The organism is Bradyrhizobium sp. 170 (assembly GCF_023101085.1).
GTDB lineage: Bacteria > Pseudomonadota > Alphaproteobacteria > Rhizobiales > Xanthobacteraceae > Bradyrhizobium.
In genome coordinates this window covers 4,696,482-4,710,530 of the sequence record NZ_CP064703.1, presented here as the reverse complement: position 1 = coordinate 4,710,530, position 14,049 = coordinate 4,696,482, and the positions used below count along the sequence as shown (strand labels likewise).

Here is a 14,049-nt window from a genome sequence, read left to right as displayed (position 1 = left end):
TGCAGATTTAAATTTGCTCGGTGTATTAAATATAGATTTTGAATAAATGCGCAACCTTCCCGGTCTACGTGGGTCGCGTGTTCTAGAGCGTGATGAGTCTAGGTTTGGTCATAACCGGCGTTGGCGAAGTAATTGGCGCATTCGGCCGGTGATACGGTGTCGAGGATTGGAGCGATAGCATCGTAGACGGCCTCGGTGGTTCGCTGCGCGGCTTTGCGCAGCCAGTGTTTGAACTTGGCAAAGAACTGCTCGATTGGGTTGAGATCTGGCGAGTATTTCGGCAGGTAGAAGAGTCTTGCGCCGGCGGCACGGATGGCGCGACGCACGGCGCGGGCCTTGTGCGAGCCAAGATTGTCCATGACCACGATGTCGCCGGGCCGCAGGGTCGGAACCAAAACCTTCTCGATGTAGAGAAGGAAGGCTTCGCCGTTGATTGGCCCCTCGATGAACCAGGGAGCGGTGATGCGATCGTGGCGCAAAGCGGCCATGAAGGTCATGGTGTGCCAGCGGCCGTGCGGCACCTTGGCTTTGAGACGTTGACCACGCGGCGCCCAGCCCCGTAGCGGCGCCATATTGGTTTTGGTCCAGGTCTCGTCGATGAACACCAGCCGAGTGGGATCGATCCGATTCTGATACTTGGTCCACTGCATCCGCCGACGGGCAACATCGGGACGATCCTGCTCGGCGGCAATCAGCGTCTTTTTTTGTAACTGAGCTTCTCAGCGTGGAGGAACTCCCACATCGTGCGGTAATCGACCTTGAGCCCACGCACAGCGAGTTCGGCCACCAGCCCGCGCACGGTAAAATCCTTCCGGCACCGTTGCATCAGCCATTCGCGGTGCGGCCCCGCAATCTTCTTTGGCCTATAGCCGCCGATCTGGTCCGGCTTGACGCTGCCGGTCTCGTGGAAGCGCTGTACCCAGTTGATCGCCGTGCTGATGCCCACCCCAAATTGGGCGGCCGCCTGATGCCTCGACAGGCCGCCTTTGATGACAGCCTTCACCACCCGCTCACGAAGGTCGTTCGAATAGGGTTTTCCCATCCATGCTGGCCTCCTTCCCAGCCAGCATGTTGAATCAGAAGCCTTCCGATTTGGGAATCCTCAATCGATTCAAACTAGACCCATCCCGCTCTAGTGGCGGGCCTGTCCAAGCCCGTGCGGGCGAGGACCCGTTCGCGTTTCGCATCCTTCCCGCTCATGATTAGACCCAAGCCTCGTGAGGAGGGGCCGTCAGGTATCTGGTGGAAAGTAGCACCGCAACGTCACGCGGAGTGCGAGGTAAAGCCCGACGCAGGTTGTGATCACAATAGCGGCCGTATTCATTTTCCTGTCCCTCCTGCTTACGCACTGATCTCCGTTTGCCGGACTATGCAGCGGATGGAACCTGGGCCGTGAAAATGGTTCCCTTAAGCCTCGAAAATGGTCGCCTTGGGCTTTGAAAGTGTTTGCAACGTGATAACGCTCTCTGCGCGAAGGGCGATATGCAAACAAAATCAATCGGTTTGCTACATTTCTGAGGGCAAACTCGCCGATTGATGCGCTTGGCCAGTTTCGTTTGGCGGTTGGCAAACTTTTCTGCAGTAGCGCGAGGAAATCGCGCTCTGGTCACAGAGCGTCGGCGAATGTCTCGTCCATGCACGTCATGTGGTTGGCGGTTGCGGCAATCCGGCTATGGCGCGATAGGGCCTTCAGCATGGCATGCGATCGCGACCGTGCCGTAGCCGCGGCAAGCGCGTTGCCGACCCTGATCATGCGACGTTCGACCCACCGCCAGGTCAGGATGGAAATAATGGCGCAGACGGCCAGTGTTGCAAAACGCCACGGCTCGCAGCTCCAATTGGCGGCGCGAGGTAGGCGCAAAGATAGACCGAGCCGACGAAGACGACGTAGTGCAGCAGATAGACCGAATAGGAGGCGTCGCCGACCGCGACCATCCAACGAAACGGCCAACGATCCCACGTAGCTGCAGCTGCGTCATTCCCAGCAGGATGATCCCCATCGAAACGGGAATGGCCAGAACGTGACCGCTGGCATGTGTCGCGACGAGCAGGCCGGTTCCGGCCACCAGGGGCGCCACGGCGCCGAGGAACTTGGTGTGCGCACGAAGCAGAAACACCACAATGCCGGCGAGAAATAGCGCCTGTGTCGATAACGCGTAGCGCCGCTCGCTCGACAGGAGTTTGTTGAAACCATCGGCGTGACGTTCGGGGAGGGGAGGCAGGGGCGCGTTCAGCCGGGGCGGCTCGGGCCTTGTTAATATGTTAGCGGCAGCACTCGTTGCACAATTGCGCCGAGGCAAACGAGCACCACGAGCAACTTAAGCAGATTTGCTAACCGGCTGTCGGTGGCGAACTTGTCGATGGCCCAAAAGCAGATTGCGCCGACGACGACGATAATTAAAACCCCGATCAAAACTGAAATCATGGCGCCCTCGTTGTGCTGTTGATCTTCATTTCCCCTTCGCCTTCATCCCCAGCTCGACCAGGCGGCGGATGGCTTCGGGGCGATCGAGTTTCACATCCTGACGGGCGATCCACTCGTCTATTGATCGCATTTCGGACTCAGTCCACTCAGGGTTTGGGCTGCTCGCCAGCGCCTTTTGAGCCATCCCTTTTGCAGCGGCTACGGACGCCGTGATTTTGGCTAGGGTGCTTTCTTTCATCGGATCTTCGCCATCTTCGCTGACTCAACCCAGCGGCGCTTTTTGGTGCGAGGGTTCACCCCTGGCGGGCCCTTTTTTCGCCGGATTTCTGTCACCATCATTTCGTGTTTCGAATCAATGGGGAGAATAGACGTGGCGACAGGTACAGTGAAGTGGTTCAACCCCACTAAGGGCTATGGATTTATTCAGCCCGACAGTGGCGGCAAGGATGTCTTCGTGCACATCTCGGCCGTCGAGAAAGCGGGACTGAGCAGCCTCAATGAGGGTGCCAAGGTGAGCTACGAAGAAATGAGCAACCGTGGCAAGACGTCCGCCGAAAATCTGAGAGTCGGATAAAATTAATTCTGTCGGCTCGCTGGCATCTGAAATGCAAACGGCCCCCGCCCTCTCAATAACTGGGGCCGTCATTCCAATGCGCCATGCTGGAAAGCTTCTGGCGCCAGCGTCAACGCGCCTAGCTGCCTCCCGGTCCCATTCGCGCCGGCTCGAACAACAGCCTGATGAGGCACCCCAAAAGAACCGATTGGACACCCAACAGAGTAGGTACGAGGTAATCTGCCATTTGCTATCAAGTGGATGTGCCGAACCCAGTTTGTTTCTCGGCACCTGACGCATAATCCTTACTTACGGCCCCAGCCTTCCCCCTGGGGCCGTATTTTAGTTGGTCGTCCGTTAAGAAGCCGATCTGAGTGTTGATTGGACGGTGATGGCTGCGATGAGAGCGGTGAGGATGAGGCACCAGGAATCCCTCAGCCAGGCGAGGATGCGGCGGAAGTTATGTCCGACGGCGGAGAGGATGACGTTGGCGGCGTCACCGGCGCGGCCTTTGAGATAGCAGCGGCCGAGGTGGCCGTCGGCCTTCAAGTGCCCGATGATGGGCTCGATGGCGGATCGGCGTCGCAGCTCGCGTTTGATGACGCCGAAGACGCCGCGCTTCTGGCCTGAGATGAAGACGCGGCGCGGGTTCTCGGTGGCATGGCCGCGGTATCCCTTGTCGACATAGGCGCGCTCGATCGGGCAGCCGGTGAGCCTCTCGGTGTCTTCGATGACGTCGCGGAGGGTGCGGCCGTCGTAGGGGTTGTCCGGCAACGCCCTGGCATGCAGCACGAACTGGCCGCCCGGGGCGCGGCGGTTGGTGGTGACGATGGAGGCCTTCACGCCGAACTCGTAAGGTGCGCTGGCCTTGCCCTTGCCGATGCACTCCACCTCCGGGGCATGGAAGGAATAGAGCTTCCAGCCGCGCTGGCGCTGCTGCTGCGAGCGGATCTGCGCGGCGCGGCCGAGCGGAAGTGCGAAGGTCTCCTCGAGAGCCGTCCGTCCTTCGATCTTGCGGCGGATATCGCGGATGATCCGGCCCAGCCGGCTGCGCAGGATGCGCAATTGCCGCTGATGCCGCTTGAACTGCTTGGCATGGGCGTAGCGCCCCGCCATCATCGCCGCGCCCTTGGCGATCCGCAGATAGGATTGCCGCAACCGCACGCCGTACCTGGTCGCCAGGCGGTTCAGTCCTCGGATCGCCGCGTGCAACAGCTTGGCGTCGGTCGGGAAGGTGATGGCCTTCGGCTGCACCGTGGTGTCGACCGTGACCCGCTTGAGGTCGTTGCTGCGCAAGGCGCCGGCGCCGTGCGCCACCCGCAGGCTCTCGGCCAGCAGCAGCTCCAGCTTCTTGCCGAGCCGCTTGCGCCAGTGGCTCAGGTCGCTGCGCTCGTGCGGGAAGGCGTGCTGGAAGAACTCCTCGCCGGTGAAGTACTGGAAATACGGGTCGTGGACCCAGCGCTCGCACACCCCCTCGTCGGATAGCCCGTAAATGTGCTTGAGCAGCAGAAGCCCGATCATGAAGCGGGTCGCGATCCCCGGCCGGCCCTGCTCGCTGTAGAGCGGCGCAATCTCGCCGTCGATCCAGTCCCAGTCGATCTTGCCGGCGAGCAAAACCAGTTCGTGCTTCAGATTGATGATCTGGTCGAGCCGAGCCCGGAACAGATCGTTCGATCCAGTCGTCTGGTGCTTCTTCGGCCGCATCGTCCCCTCCGATGCAGACAAGGAATCATGCTTCCCGCTTCGAGGGAATCCCGAAAACGAAATTGCTAGGTTCCGACGCCCAAAGCATCAAAACCTTGCAATCTGGAAACGTCCCTTAGCTCAAATCGAGATTCCCGATCAGTGGCTTACGCCTTCTTCACGGACGACTAGTTGGCGGCGTCCTACAGTCTACAGCGACCCGAGCACCTGCCAAACGATCGCCAGCCCCAACATAACGACCATCGCGTAGGCGGGTCCTTCCGGTTCATTCCAGACGCCAGATCCGAAGCTATTTGGTCAGGTGCGCCACCATGGCCTCACAGGCCTTCTCGGCTTCCGCAAACGTCTTAAAGGGTGATCCGCCTACCCGGATGGCGGTCCTGTTGAAATTGATGGGGCGCCAAGAAGCTACAAAGCCGGGCTGCCCGTGGAGTCCAGGACCACTGCGACTCTCATTACTGATTACAAATGAGAAGCCGCTCTCGCTTGCGATCCATATTTCTAGCTCCTCTGTCGCGGGAGCGATGCGGCTGAAGTGCAGGGCCATTCCGCCCTCCAGACAACCCTTAAACGGCTCCAGCCTGTTGGAAGCTGGAGCCGTCAACCCTCGAAGGGTTTTCTTCCGGTGGGCGTTGGGGGCTAGAACCGGACGCCATATTAGATTCATTTCGAGGCCAACCGTTCCATCGCTCTGCCGTTTTTCCCGAAACGCGATGTAGAGTCTGATGCCGGACAGACGGGTGAGCGGCGCGGGATTTTAATTGGCCCTCGCGTGGGTGGGGGCCGCGATGCGTCAGCAGCAATTGAAGACAGCAGAGTCGCCGATTAGACGGCAAGCCGCAGACGCCTTGCGGCGGGCCCGGAAGCTCCCAGTTGGCCACGCCAGAAACGACCTGAGGCAACTGGCGCTTGGACTTCGCTGGCTCGAAAAGAGAGGGTTCGTTGCCGTCGTGCAAGATCGCGATGGCATTCTGGAGATAGCGAGGCAGGCAAGCCTAGACTGAGGCCGCCTCAGTTGCCGGCGTCTTTCACTGATCCTCCACGAAATGGCTTGTTTACCGCGTCAGCTTGGAAGCCTCTTGCATCCTGCTTGGCCGCCTCGTCCAGGTCGGGGCAACGTTTGAAGCGGCGCGAAGTCGGGAGTGATCAGATCACATCGGTTTGATCCGCAAGCAGGAGGCGGAACATCTATCAGTCCGGCGCTTGTTACCGAAATCGCAAATCACAAGAAAGGGAGAGTTCCATGACGAGACTGGGTCTTGCGATCCTCGGCACCGCCGCGATCCTCACCTCCGCGCTGGCGGGTCCCGCGCTGGCCAAGGGCACCATGGCCAAGGGTGCGAAGGAAAAACAGGTGACCCACGCCAAAAGCCAGAGCCACATGGAACGCCGCGCGGCCTATCGTGGCGAACGGTTCCGCGACGCCAACGCTGTCGTGACTAGGGATCAGTATGGCAGGCCTATGGGGCCGGTCGGCGCGGCGGGTGCCGTCGTCGGCGGTGCCGTCGCAACGGCAGGCGCGATCGCGACTGCGCCGTTCCGTGCCTTCGATAATAGCTACAATGACTATTACGGCTACGGCTATGGCGGCCGCGACTGGAAGACCTATGCGGCTCGCAATAGCCTTGCCTGTACGCCTGGCACCACGTTCCGTGGCGCAGACGGCCGGCAACGCCCCTGCCAGTAATTCCTTGACACTGAGCAGAAGAAAAGGCGGCTCTGCTCTGCGAGCCGTCTTTCCCATGAGCGCGCATGGCTCGATGCATTCGCCGGCCTGCTACCTGGATAAAAAGCTGCAGCGCCCCGCAGTTACAGGCACGCGCGCCCAACCAGGGTCTGTCGCTGTGGTTCTCGCAGACCCAGCGGCAGTTGTCGCAACGGGCGCACCGTTCCATCACAGGTCCTGACCTTATTCGTCTTCCTCGCGGCGCTGCATGAACTTTGGAGTCGCTGCCTCGTCATGGCCGCAGCGGCTGCACAACATCAGCGCTTCAATCGCCGTTTGCCATTCTGGCAAGTCGGACTCCTTCTTCGGCAGCTTCGCAACATAGTCGGCCGCGTTTCCTTCAGCGTGAGCAGCTTCTGGCCGTCGGGCAAATGATGGGAAGGGCGCGTGCTTGGCGGCCGGAGCTGGTGATGGCAGAGACGCTGCGATGGTACGACGAGAAGGCGGACAACTCGCCCTGGCTCGACGCGCTTGCTGAATTGCGTCAGCGCGCGGCGCGCGAGGGCCACTGCTATCAGCACGTTCAGGCGATCACCGTTGCGATCGACCAGTACGCAGAGAAGGCGCTGGGCAACCGCGACTACTTTCTCAACAAGCCCTACGGCGTCGGCTAGCTTAATAAATCGTTAATCTCGGATTGCTACGAGTGGCCCAATCGCGGAAACCCGCCCAAGCCCCCGCGAGAGTGCGAAACCCGCCGATCTCAACCCGGCGGGTTTCTGCATGGCGCCCAACAAGAATCACCCGCAGCGTGAATAACCATTCTGGTGGGTGACCGTTGTGGTAAGGCCCGGCGTATGTCGTCCGGCAACGTCGTGCGCCAAGCCGCCGTCAGCAGAGTCGTTTCTAGCGGGAAGGAATTTGACGCCGATCGTGTGGCGCATTCGCCATATCACCGTGCACCCGCACCGCAAGCGATCAGCAACGATCAGAAGCGTAATTTGCGCTGGGATGCCCAACGAGCTGACCACCTCCAGCGCCGCCCCGGTGTCGGACTGGTTACGAATGCGACAGGCGATCGTGCGCCCGTTGAACTCGATACTTCCTGACTTCAAACCGTGTCATCCCAACTCGGTGCCGCTCGTCATGCTATCGCAATTCGAACGCATGTTCAGTCCGCCAGCCGACAAAGCGCTGCTCGGCTATTCGAACCAAATGCGGTTCCCGCACTTCCTGCATTCGAACATGCGAAAGGCGGTTCCCGTATCGGAATCAATGATCAATCTGACAAGAGCTAGCTTGCCATCGCAGAGACGACAGGTCTCGTCGGATTGGTCGCTGACAGTGGCAATCCTCTTAGCCCGAAACAGGTCCATGACGCCGACCCCGATCAACTGAGGTAGGATCTATAGGATCTAATCGGGCTACGGCGGCAATTCGTCCTGCGGATGATGAATCTCTGACAGCTTGCCGGCGGCCATTACGACTCCGGCCCTACTCTCGGATACTGGTTTTTCCGGCGGGCGCTTCCCGCAGCGCGACCGTCCGGCAGCGATAAAGAATGCGGCCAGCGCAGCCACCAGAACGACAAGGCCGATCGTATCGGTATCCATCACAACCTCGCGCAAAATGTGTGCTCGAGGTGTGCGCTGGCTAAAAAAATCAGGTCCGATCTAAGACCTGGGGCATACCATAACTATTTGATTTCATTGGTGAGCGCGGTGGGACTCGAACCCACGACCCCATGATTAAAAGTCACGTGCTCTACCGCCTGAGCTACGCGCTCACTTGTCGCGCTGTGTAGGGGGCGGGCCCCTGCGGGTCAATAGTGCCGGCGCGACAAAAGCGGCACTCGCGTAACCCAAATTTTCCTTGTGCCCGTGGCGCTTAGCAAGGCTTGTTGAAGCGGACAGGGGCCTGTTCATCCACCGTCAGTTCGCCTCGCGGCGAATTTCCGACGCGACCGGCTGGGACTGGCTGCTGACTGTGGGCAGGCTGACCGGGCGCAGCCCGATCAGTTCCGCCGTCCGCACCGCGCTGTTACGCCAGAAGGCGAAGGAATTGGTGCGGGAGTTTTCCAAGAGCGCGATCGCGACCGCCGCGAGGAACGGCAGGCTTTGCAGCACCAGCACGCCCGCGAAGACATAGATCTCGTGCACCTGCTTGTAGCCGTTTGTCACGATCAGCACGGCGGCGCCGATCAGGAGCAGCACGCCGATCACGGCTTCCCAGAATGCCTGGAATTCGATCGACATCCGCGACAGGCCGCCCTTGGAGGTACGGGCGAAGGCGAGGTGCTCGGTGATCAGACCCTGGGCCACCGCGCGCGACACCGTCCACTGCACGCTCATCGCCGCGATCATGGCGCCGAGCATTTGCCCGGCTTTGACATGCACGCGCAGGCGGTAGAGCGCGATGAAATGCACCAGCGAGACGACGAAGGAGGCGATGATCGGCAGCGTCAGGATCTTGTCGGGGATGGCGATGTCCGCAAACGCCACGATCGGCACCCAGATCAGGTTGAGGATCGCGACCACCACGCCCAGGCTTTCGGCGCCGAGCCAGTTCAGCCAGCCTAGCGAGAATTCGCGGCGCTGGTCAGGGGTCAGCCGGCTCGCGCCGGGCATGAAGCGCCGCCAGTGCTTCTTGACGATCTGGAAGCCGCCATAAGCCCAGCGGTGGCGCTGTTTCTTGAACGCTTCATAGGTGTCGGGCAGGAGACCCTCGCCATAGCGGACGTTGGTATAGTGCGTCAGCCAGCCCTGCTGCTGGATGGTCAGGCCGAGATCGGTGTCCTCGCAGATGGTGTCGCTGGACCAGCCGCCGGCCATGTCCATCGCGGAACGGCGAATCAGGCACATCGTGCCGTGCACGATGATGGCGTTGCATTCGTTGCGCTGGACCATGCCGATGTCGAAGAATCCGGCATATTCGCCGTTCATGATGTAGTGCATCAGCGAGCGGTCGCCGTCGCGATGTTCCTGCGGCGCCTGCACCAGGCCGACGCGTGGGTCGGCGAACACAGGAACCAGATCCTTCAGCCAGTCCGGATGCACGACATAGTCAGCGTCAATGATGCCGATGATTTCGGCGTCGACTGCCGTGCGCTCCATGGCTATGCGCAGCGCGCCGGCCTTGAATCCCTGCACCTTCTCGGCATTGATGAACTTGAAGCGTTCGCCAAGCGCGCGGCAGTGGTCCTGGATCGGCCGCCAGAATTCCGGATCGGGCGTGTTGTTGATGATGCAGACGCATTCGAAGTTCGGATAGTCCAGCCGCGACACCGCATCGAGTGTCTGCTTCAGCATCTCGACCGGTTCGAAATAGGCGGGGATGTGGATCGAGACCTTCGGGAAGACGACGTTCTCGCCGATGGTGGCGGGCGCCAACGGCGCGCTCTTGGTGATCAGCCGGCGCGGGCCGCGGCCGAAGGCAACCGCCGCGATTTCGTCGATGCGCGCCATCGCGATCAGGACGAGCGGCACCAGCAGGGTCAGGCCAAGCGTCAGCGCAAACGCCGAGCCGAGCACGAAGTAGTGCCCGGCCCAGTAGGCGAACACGGTGGAAGCCCAGGCGCCGACGCCGTTGGCCGCGGCTGAAAGCACCACAGCCTGCATGATGGTCGGCTGCTCGAGCCGCAGGATCGGCAGCGACATCAGGATGCCGACCAGGAGCGCGATCGCAGCCAGCTTCCAGTAGTTCTCGTTCACGATCGGGCCGGTCCACGCGAATTTCGGTTCGCGGGAAGCATCGAGAATGCCCCAATAGGGTCCGACGCCGCCTTCGAAGAATTTCCAGGGCTGATCGATCGCCTCGACGATGTTGTAGTCCATGCCGATGGCTTCGGCGCGGGTGACGAAATTGCGCAGCACCGAGGCCTGTTCGAACGGGCCGGGGTCGGCGTTTCTCAAATTATATCCGGCGCTCGGCCAGCCGAACTCGGCAATGACGATCCGCTTGCCGGGAAACTGGTCGCGCAGCAGCTGGAACATGGCCACCGCCTGATCGACGGCCTGCTTGGAGGTGAAGTTCTCCCAATAGGGCAGCACGTGCGCGGCGATGAAATCGACGGAGGACGCCAGTTCCGGATTATCGCGCCAGATGTTCCAGATCTCGCCGGTCGTCACGGGGACGTTGACGGACTTCTTCACCTGCTTGATCAGTTCGATCAGGTCATCGATCTTCTGCTCGCCGCGGAAAATCGTTTCGTTGCCGACGACGATGCCGTTGACGTTGCTGTTGCGCTTGGCGAGGCTGATCGCCGCCTCGATCTCGCGCTTGTTGCGATCGGAATTCTTGTCGATCCAGGCGCCGACGGTGACCTTCAGGCCGAACTCGGCGGCGATCGGCGGCACCAGTTCGACGCCCCCCGTGGAAGAGTAGAGACGAATCGCGCGCGTGATCGTCGACAGCTTCTTCAGGTCGGCGCGGATCTTTTCGATCTGCGGAATATTGTCGACGTCGGGATGGGCGCTGCCCTCGAACGGCGCGTAGGAGACGCTCGGCAGGATGCCACGGAAATCGGGGGCCGGCTGCTTTTCCTGGAACAGGCCCCACAGCCCGGCGTGAGCTGCGGTCACAAACAGCAGAACGGCGACGACGGCACGCATCGGGGGCTAAACCATACGGGGCTGTGATTTAAGGAAAGCGAACCCGTCCCCTGGGTTCGACCGACACGGCGGCATCATAAGGATAGTCCTGCCCTGCGAATTCACAACTGGTATGACGCCATGACTTTTTTAAGGACGGCGTTTTGAGCGCGCGGCCAATCCAAACGCCAAACGCCGGATAATTAGGATCGTTCCGCTGAACGTATCCTGAATGCCGGGCGGCTATTTTGCCGGCGGGGCAGGGCTGGCGCTCGGGGCCGGCGAGGGCGAAGCGGCCGGCGCTGGCGGCGCGTTGCCGGCGGTCGCAGGCGCCGGGCTGGCCGCCGCGGCAGCCTGGGGTTGGGCGCCCGGGTTGATCCAGCAGACATGGATGCGGCTGTCGAGGGTTTCGGCCACTTTGGGATCGATCTGTCCGCCAAAGCGGGTCAGGCAGCGGAAGGCCGCCTGGACATGGCCGCCGGGGCAGCCGAACCGGTCGTAGAGATCGAGATGCCGGAACGCAGTATCCAGGTCGTCGCGCCACATCAGGCGAACCACCCGGCGGCCGAGCCAGACGCATTCGGGGTTTCCGCCCGGGCCGTTGATGGCCTGGGCCGCCTCGACGAATTCGTCGGCCTTGCGCTGATTGTCCTTGTTGACGTCGGCGGCATTGGCGGGCGGCTTGCCGGATTGATCCTGCGGGGTCGGGCTGCCACTTTGGGCAAACGCGCCAGCCGATCCGATCAGGAGGGCCAGGCCGGCAGCGGCGAAGCGCCTCAAAACCGCAACTCTTGGATCAAGCACCCGTCGACGCATACATTCCCCGATTAGTTTCCAGCCGCGCGGCTGGTGTGATCTTCTGGCTTGTTGCCGCCCAAATTGGTCCCCAATGCGGCAGACACGCCCGGCGATTCACATGACGGGTATTTCGGATTTTGTCCAGCAAAGTCACAACTTTATCATGGCGGTGGTAAAACTGCCGCAGGGGATGAGGCGCAATAGGGCTATCGTGCATCTTGGCAGAACGCCGATGAACGGGTAATCGACGGTCCCCGCCCGGAGGATGGAACCGATTTCTCTTCGTACGCCGCTGGCGCTTCTCCTTTCATCGCTCGGTATGATCGCGGCCCTTTGGTGGTGGCTGGCCACGCCGATTACGCTTGCGCGCGCGCCGATCGATCCCAACGCAAAGCTGCAATGCGTTTCCTATGCTCCGTTCCGCGGCGCGCAGACACCGCTGATACCGACCACGCAGATCTCTCCTGAACAGATCGCGCAGGATCTTGCGCAGCTCGCCAAGATCACCGACTGCGTGCGGACCTATTCGATCGAGAACGGGCTCGACCAAGTTCCGGCGCTGGCCGCCAAGGTCGGGCTGAAGGTGATCCAGGGGATCTGGCTCTCGAGTAACCGGATCAAGAACCTCGCCCAGATTGCGGTCGCGGTCGAACTGACCAAGGAACACCCAGGCGTCATTACCGCGCTGGTGGTGGGCAACGAAGTGCTGCTGCGCGGCGAGATGACGACATCGGATCTCGCGGCCAATATCCGCTCGGTCAAGTCGCGCGTCACGGTGCCGGTCACCTATGCCGACGTCTGGGAATTCTGGCTGCGCAACCGCGAAGTCTATGACGCCGTCGACTTCGTCACGATCCACATCCTGCCTTACTGGGAAGACATCCCGGTGCGCGCGAAATTTGCCGCCGGCCATGTCGACGATATCCGCAAGCGGATGGCGGTTGCGTTTCCAAACAAGGAAATCCTGATCGGCGAAACCGGCTGGCCGAGCGCGGGCAGGATGCGCGAGGGCGCGCTGCCGTCGCGCACCAACCAGGCGCGCGTCGTGTCCGAAATCCTCGACCTCGCCAAGCGCGAAAAGTTTCGCGTCAATTTGATCGAGGCCTATGACCAGCCGTGGAAGCGTCAGCTCGAAGGCACCGTCGGCGGCTATTGGGGCCTGATCGATGACGGGCAGCGCGCGGTGAAATATCCGCCCCTTGAGCCGATCAGCAATTATCCGTTCTGGAAACTGCAGATGGGATGCGGGATGGCGCTCAGCGCCTTCGTCTTCCTGGCGGGCTGGCTGACGCTGCGGTGGCGGCCGTGGAAACCGCGGTTCGCCTCATGGGTCGCGGTCGGGACGTCGGCGACAACAGCCGGCATGCTGCTCGGGGTCGCCGCCGACAAAATGTTTTACGAGAGCTACGGCGCCGGGGGCTGGCTGCAATGGGGGGCGCTGCTGGCGGCCGCCATTGCGTCACCGATGCTGTGCGCGAACGCTGCGATGTCGGGACGGCCGCTGCCGACATTCCTCGAACTGCTCGGACCGCGCGGTGGCCGGACCGACTCGGTGCTGGCGGTGCTGCTGGGCCTGGTCCTGATCGTCACCACGCTGATCGCGGCGGAAACCGCTATCGGCTTTACGTTCGATCCGCGCTACCGCGATTTTCCGTTCGCTTCGCTGACCATGGCAGTGGTGCCGTTCGCGGCCTTGATGCTGCTCAACCGGCCGAAAGAGGGCGTGCGCCCGATCGCCGAATCCGCTTTTGCCGGCCTGCTGGTCGCAGCCGCGCTCTTCATCGGCTTCAACGAGGGCAACCAGAACTGGCAGTCGATGTGGACCTGCGCGGTCTATCTCTTGCTGGCGCTCACGCTGTGGCGGGCGCGGGCCGTGCAAATCCCAAAATAAGCAGGCCGATCGCAATTCCCGACAGCGCGATATTGTAGAGCACGATCCCGAATCCCGCCGCGATCAGCCCGCCGGTCAGCAGCACGATCGACGGCCGCATGACGTGAAGCGTCGCAATGATCAGCGCGACGATGCCGAAGACCGAATTCTTGAACAGGTACGTCGCAAGCGTTCGCGACTTGCAAAGCGTGCTTTGCAGGCCGGCGTCGCAGGCGAGAGCAACGGTTGAGAACTCGACCGCGAGGTAGCGCAGGTAAAGCGCGTAACCGACGGTGACGAAGCCGACCACCAACAGGAATTGAACTTGATAGGGCGTGAGCCGGAACGGGGATTTTTTCATGGGGGCAATATGGTCGGGATTGACTGCCGGGACAAGCGTTCGCATGGCCCAGGAGGCGGGTCAAAAAATCGGCGTAACGCTCT

Annotated in this window: 13 protein-coding genes and 1 tRNA gene; 4 read left to right on the top strand and 10 right to left on the bottom strand. The window is 61.4% G+C overall.

The window, feature by feature from the left end:
- Positions 1-98 precede the first annotated feature (98 nt).
- The 3 genes from IVB05_RS21900 to IVB05_RS21890 form a co-directional block, all read right to left on the bottom strand.
- A protein-coding gene (locus IVB05_RS21900) for an IS630 family transposase (RefSeq protein ID WP_247777928.1) occupies positions 99-1,042 on the bottom strand; the annotation gives its coding sequence in 2 pieces (ribosomal slippage) (positions 99-704 and positions 707-1,042; 942 coding nt in all).
- Between the two features lie 1,212 nt (positions 1,043-2,254).
- A complete protein-coding gene (locus IVB05_RS21895) occupies positions 2,255-2,425 on the bottom strand; it encodes a hypothetical protein (RefSeq protein ID WP_161854519.1) in 171 nt (56 codons plus the stop codon).
- 25 nt (positions 2,426-2,450) lie between these two features.
- Positions 2,451-2,663 (bottom strand): hypothetical protein, encoded by a 213-nt coding sequence (locus IVB05_RS21890; protein ID WP_247777926.1) that lies wholly within the window; start codon positions 2,661-2,663, stop codon positions 2,451-2,453.
- Positions 2,664-2,795: 132 nt separating this feature from the next.
- Between IVB05_RS21890 and IVB05_RS21885 the strand changes: the two genes are divergently transcribed.
- Entirely contained in the window at positions 2,796-2,999 is a 204-nt protein-coding gene (locus IVB05_RS21885; RefSeq protein ID WP_247777924.1) for a cold-shock protein, read from the top strand.
- A gap of 336 nt (positions 3,000-3,335) precedes the next feature.
- Here the strand turns inward: IVB05_RS21885 and IVB05_RS21880 are convergent, their stop codons facing one another.
- Entirely contained in the window at positions 3,336-4,682 is a 1,347-nt protein-coding gene (locus IVB05_RS21880) for an IS5 family transposase (RefSeq protein WP_247777922.1), read from the bottom strand.
- 1,243 nt (positions 4,683-5,925) lie between these two features.
- Between IVB05_RS21880 and IVB05_RS21870 the strand changes: the two genes are divergently transcribed.
- On the top strand, positions 5,926-6,369 hold the full coding sequence (locus tag IVB05_RS21870) for a hypothetical protein (RefSeq protein WP_247777918.1): 444 nt from the start codon (positions 5,926-5,928) through the stop codon (positions 6,367-6,369).
- Positions 6,370-6,818: 449 nt separating this feature from the next.
- The gene (locus tag IVB05_RS21865) at positions 6,819-7,022 is read left to right on the top strand and encodes a hypothetical protein (protein WP_247777917.1); all 204 of its coding nucleotides are present in this window, start codon (positions 6,819-6,821) and stop codon (positions 7,020-7,022) included.
- Between the two features lie 126 nt (positions 7,023-7,148).
- On the opposite strand, the gene IVB05_RS43770 is transcribed toward IVB05_RS21865, so the two are convergent.
- The 5 genes from IVB05_RS43770 to IVB05_RS21840 form a co-directional block, all read right to left on the bottom strand.
- Complete coding sequence (locus IVB05_RS43770; protein ID WP_346771768.1) at positions 7,149-7,463, bottom strand: PilZ domain-containing protein; 315 nt, start codon at positions 7,461-7,463, stop codon at positions 7,149-7,151.
- Positions 7,464-7,772: 309 nt separating this feature from the next.
- Positions 7,773-7,961 carry a hypothetical protein gene (locus tag IVB05_RS21855; RefSeq protein ID WP_247777915.1) on the bottom strand — a complete coding sequence of 63 codons (189 nt, stop codon included), beginning with the start codon at positions 7,959-7,961 and terminating at the stop codon, positions 7,773-7,775.
- Between the two features lie 97 nt (positions 7,962-8,058).
- Positions 8,059-8,134 (bottom strand) — tRNA-Lys (locus IVB05_RS21850).
- A gap of 145 nt (positions 8,135-8,279) precedes the next feature.
- Positions 8,280-10,958 (bottom strand): glycosyltransferase, encoded by a 2,679-nt coding sequence (locus IVB05_RS21845; protein WP_247777913.1) that lies wholly within the window; start codon positions 10,956-10,958, stop codon positions 8,280-8,282.
- Between the two features lie 222 nt (positions 10,959-11,180).
- A complete protein-coding gene (locus IVB05_RS21840; protein ID WP_247777912.1) occupies positions 11,181-11,753 on the bottom strand; it encodes a beta-1-3, beta-1-6-glucan biosynthesis protein in 573 nt (190 codons plus the stop codon).
- Positions 11,754-12,000: 247 nt separating this feature from the next.
- Here IVB05_RS21840 and IVB05_RS21835 point away from each other — a divergent pair, with 247 nt between their 5' ends.
- Complete coding sequence (locus tag IVB05_RS21835) at positions 12,001-13,626, top strand: beta-(1-6) glucans synthase (protein ID WP_247777910.1); 1,626 nt, start codon at positions 12,001-12,003, stop codon at positions 13,624-13,626.
- Here IVB05_RS21835 and IVB05_RS21830 read toward each other — a convergent pair.
- A complete protein-coding gene (locus IVB05_RS21830) occupies positions 13,586-13,966 on the bottom strand; it encodes a hypothetical protein (RefSeq protein WP_247777908.1) in 381 nt (126 codons plus the stop codon). The two genes, IVB05_RS21835 and IVB05_RS21830, sit on opposite strands and share 41 nt — an antisense overlap.
- Positions 13,967-14,049 lie beyond the last annotated feature (83 nt).

What these genes read in the sequence shown, in the direction of transcription:
- IVB05_RS21895 (WP_161854519.1), bottom strand. Translation starts at nt 2,425, where the DNA reads ATGATTTCAGTTTTGATCGGGGTTTTAATTATCGTCGTCGTCGGCGCA.
- IVB05_RS21890 (WP_247777926.1), bottom strand. Translation starts at nt 2,663, where the DNA reads ATGAAAGAAAGCACCCTAGCCAAAATCACGGCGTCCGTAGCCGCTGCA.
- IVB05_RS21880 (WP_247777922.1), bottom strand. Translation starts at nt 4,682, where the DNA reads ATGCGGCCGAAGAAGCACCAGACGACTGGATCGAACGATCTGTTCCGG.
- IVB05_RS21870 (WP_247777918.1), top strand. Translation starts at nt 5,926, where the DNA reads ATGACGAGACTGGGTCTTGCGATCCTCGGCACCGCCGCGATCCTCACC.
- IVB05_RS21865 (WP_247777917.1), top strand. Translation starts at nt 6,819, where the DNA reads ATGGCAGAGACGCTGCGATGGTACGACGAGAAGGCGGACAACTCGCCC.
- IVB05_RS21855 (WP_247777915.1), bottom strand. Translation starts at nt 7,961, where the DNA reads ATGGATACCGATACGATCGGCCTTGTCGTTCTGGTGGCTGCGCTGGCC.
- IVB05_RS21845 (WP_247777913.1), bottom strand. Translation starts at nt 10,958, where the DNA reads ATGCGTGCCGTCGTCGCCGTTCTGCTGTTTGTGACCGCAGCTCACGCC.
- IVB05_RS21840 (WP_247777912.1), bottom strand. Translation starts at nt 11,753, where the DNA reads ATGCGTCGACGGGTGCTTGATCCAAGAGTTGCGGTTTTGAGGCGCTTC.
- IVB05_RS21835 (WP_247777910.1), top strand. Translation starts at nt 12,001, where the DNA reads ATGGAACCGATTTCTCTTCGTACGCCGCTGGCGCTTCTCCTTTCATCG.
- IVB05_RS21830 (WP_247777908.1), bottom strand. Translation starts at nt 13,966, where the DNA reads ATGAAAAAATCCCCGTTCCGGCTCACGCCCTATCAAGTTCAATTCCTG.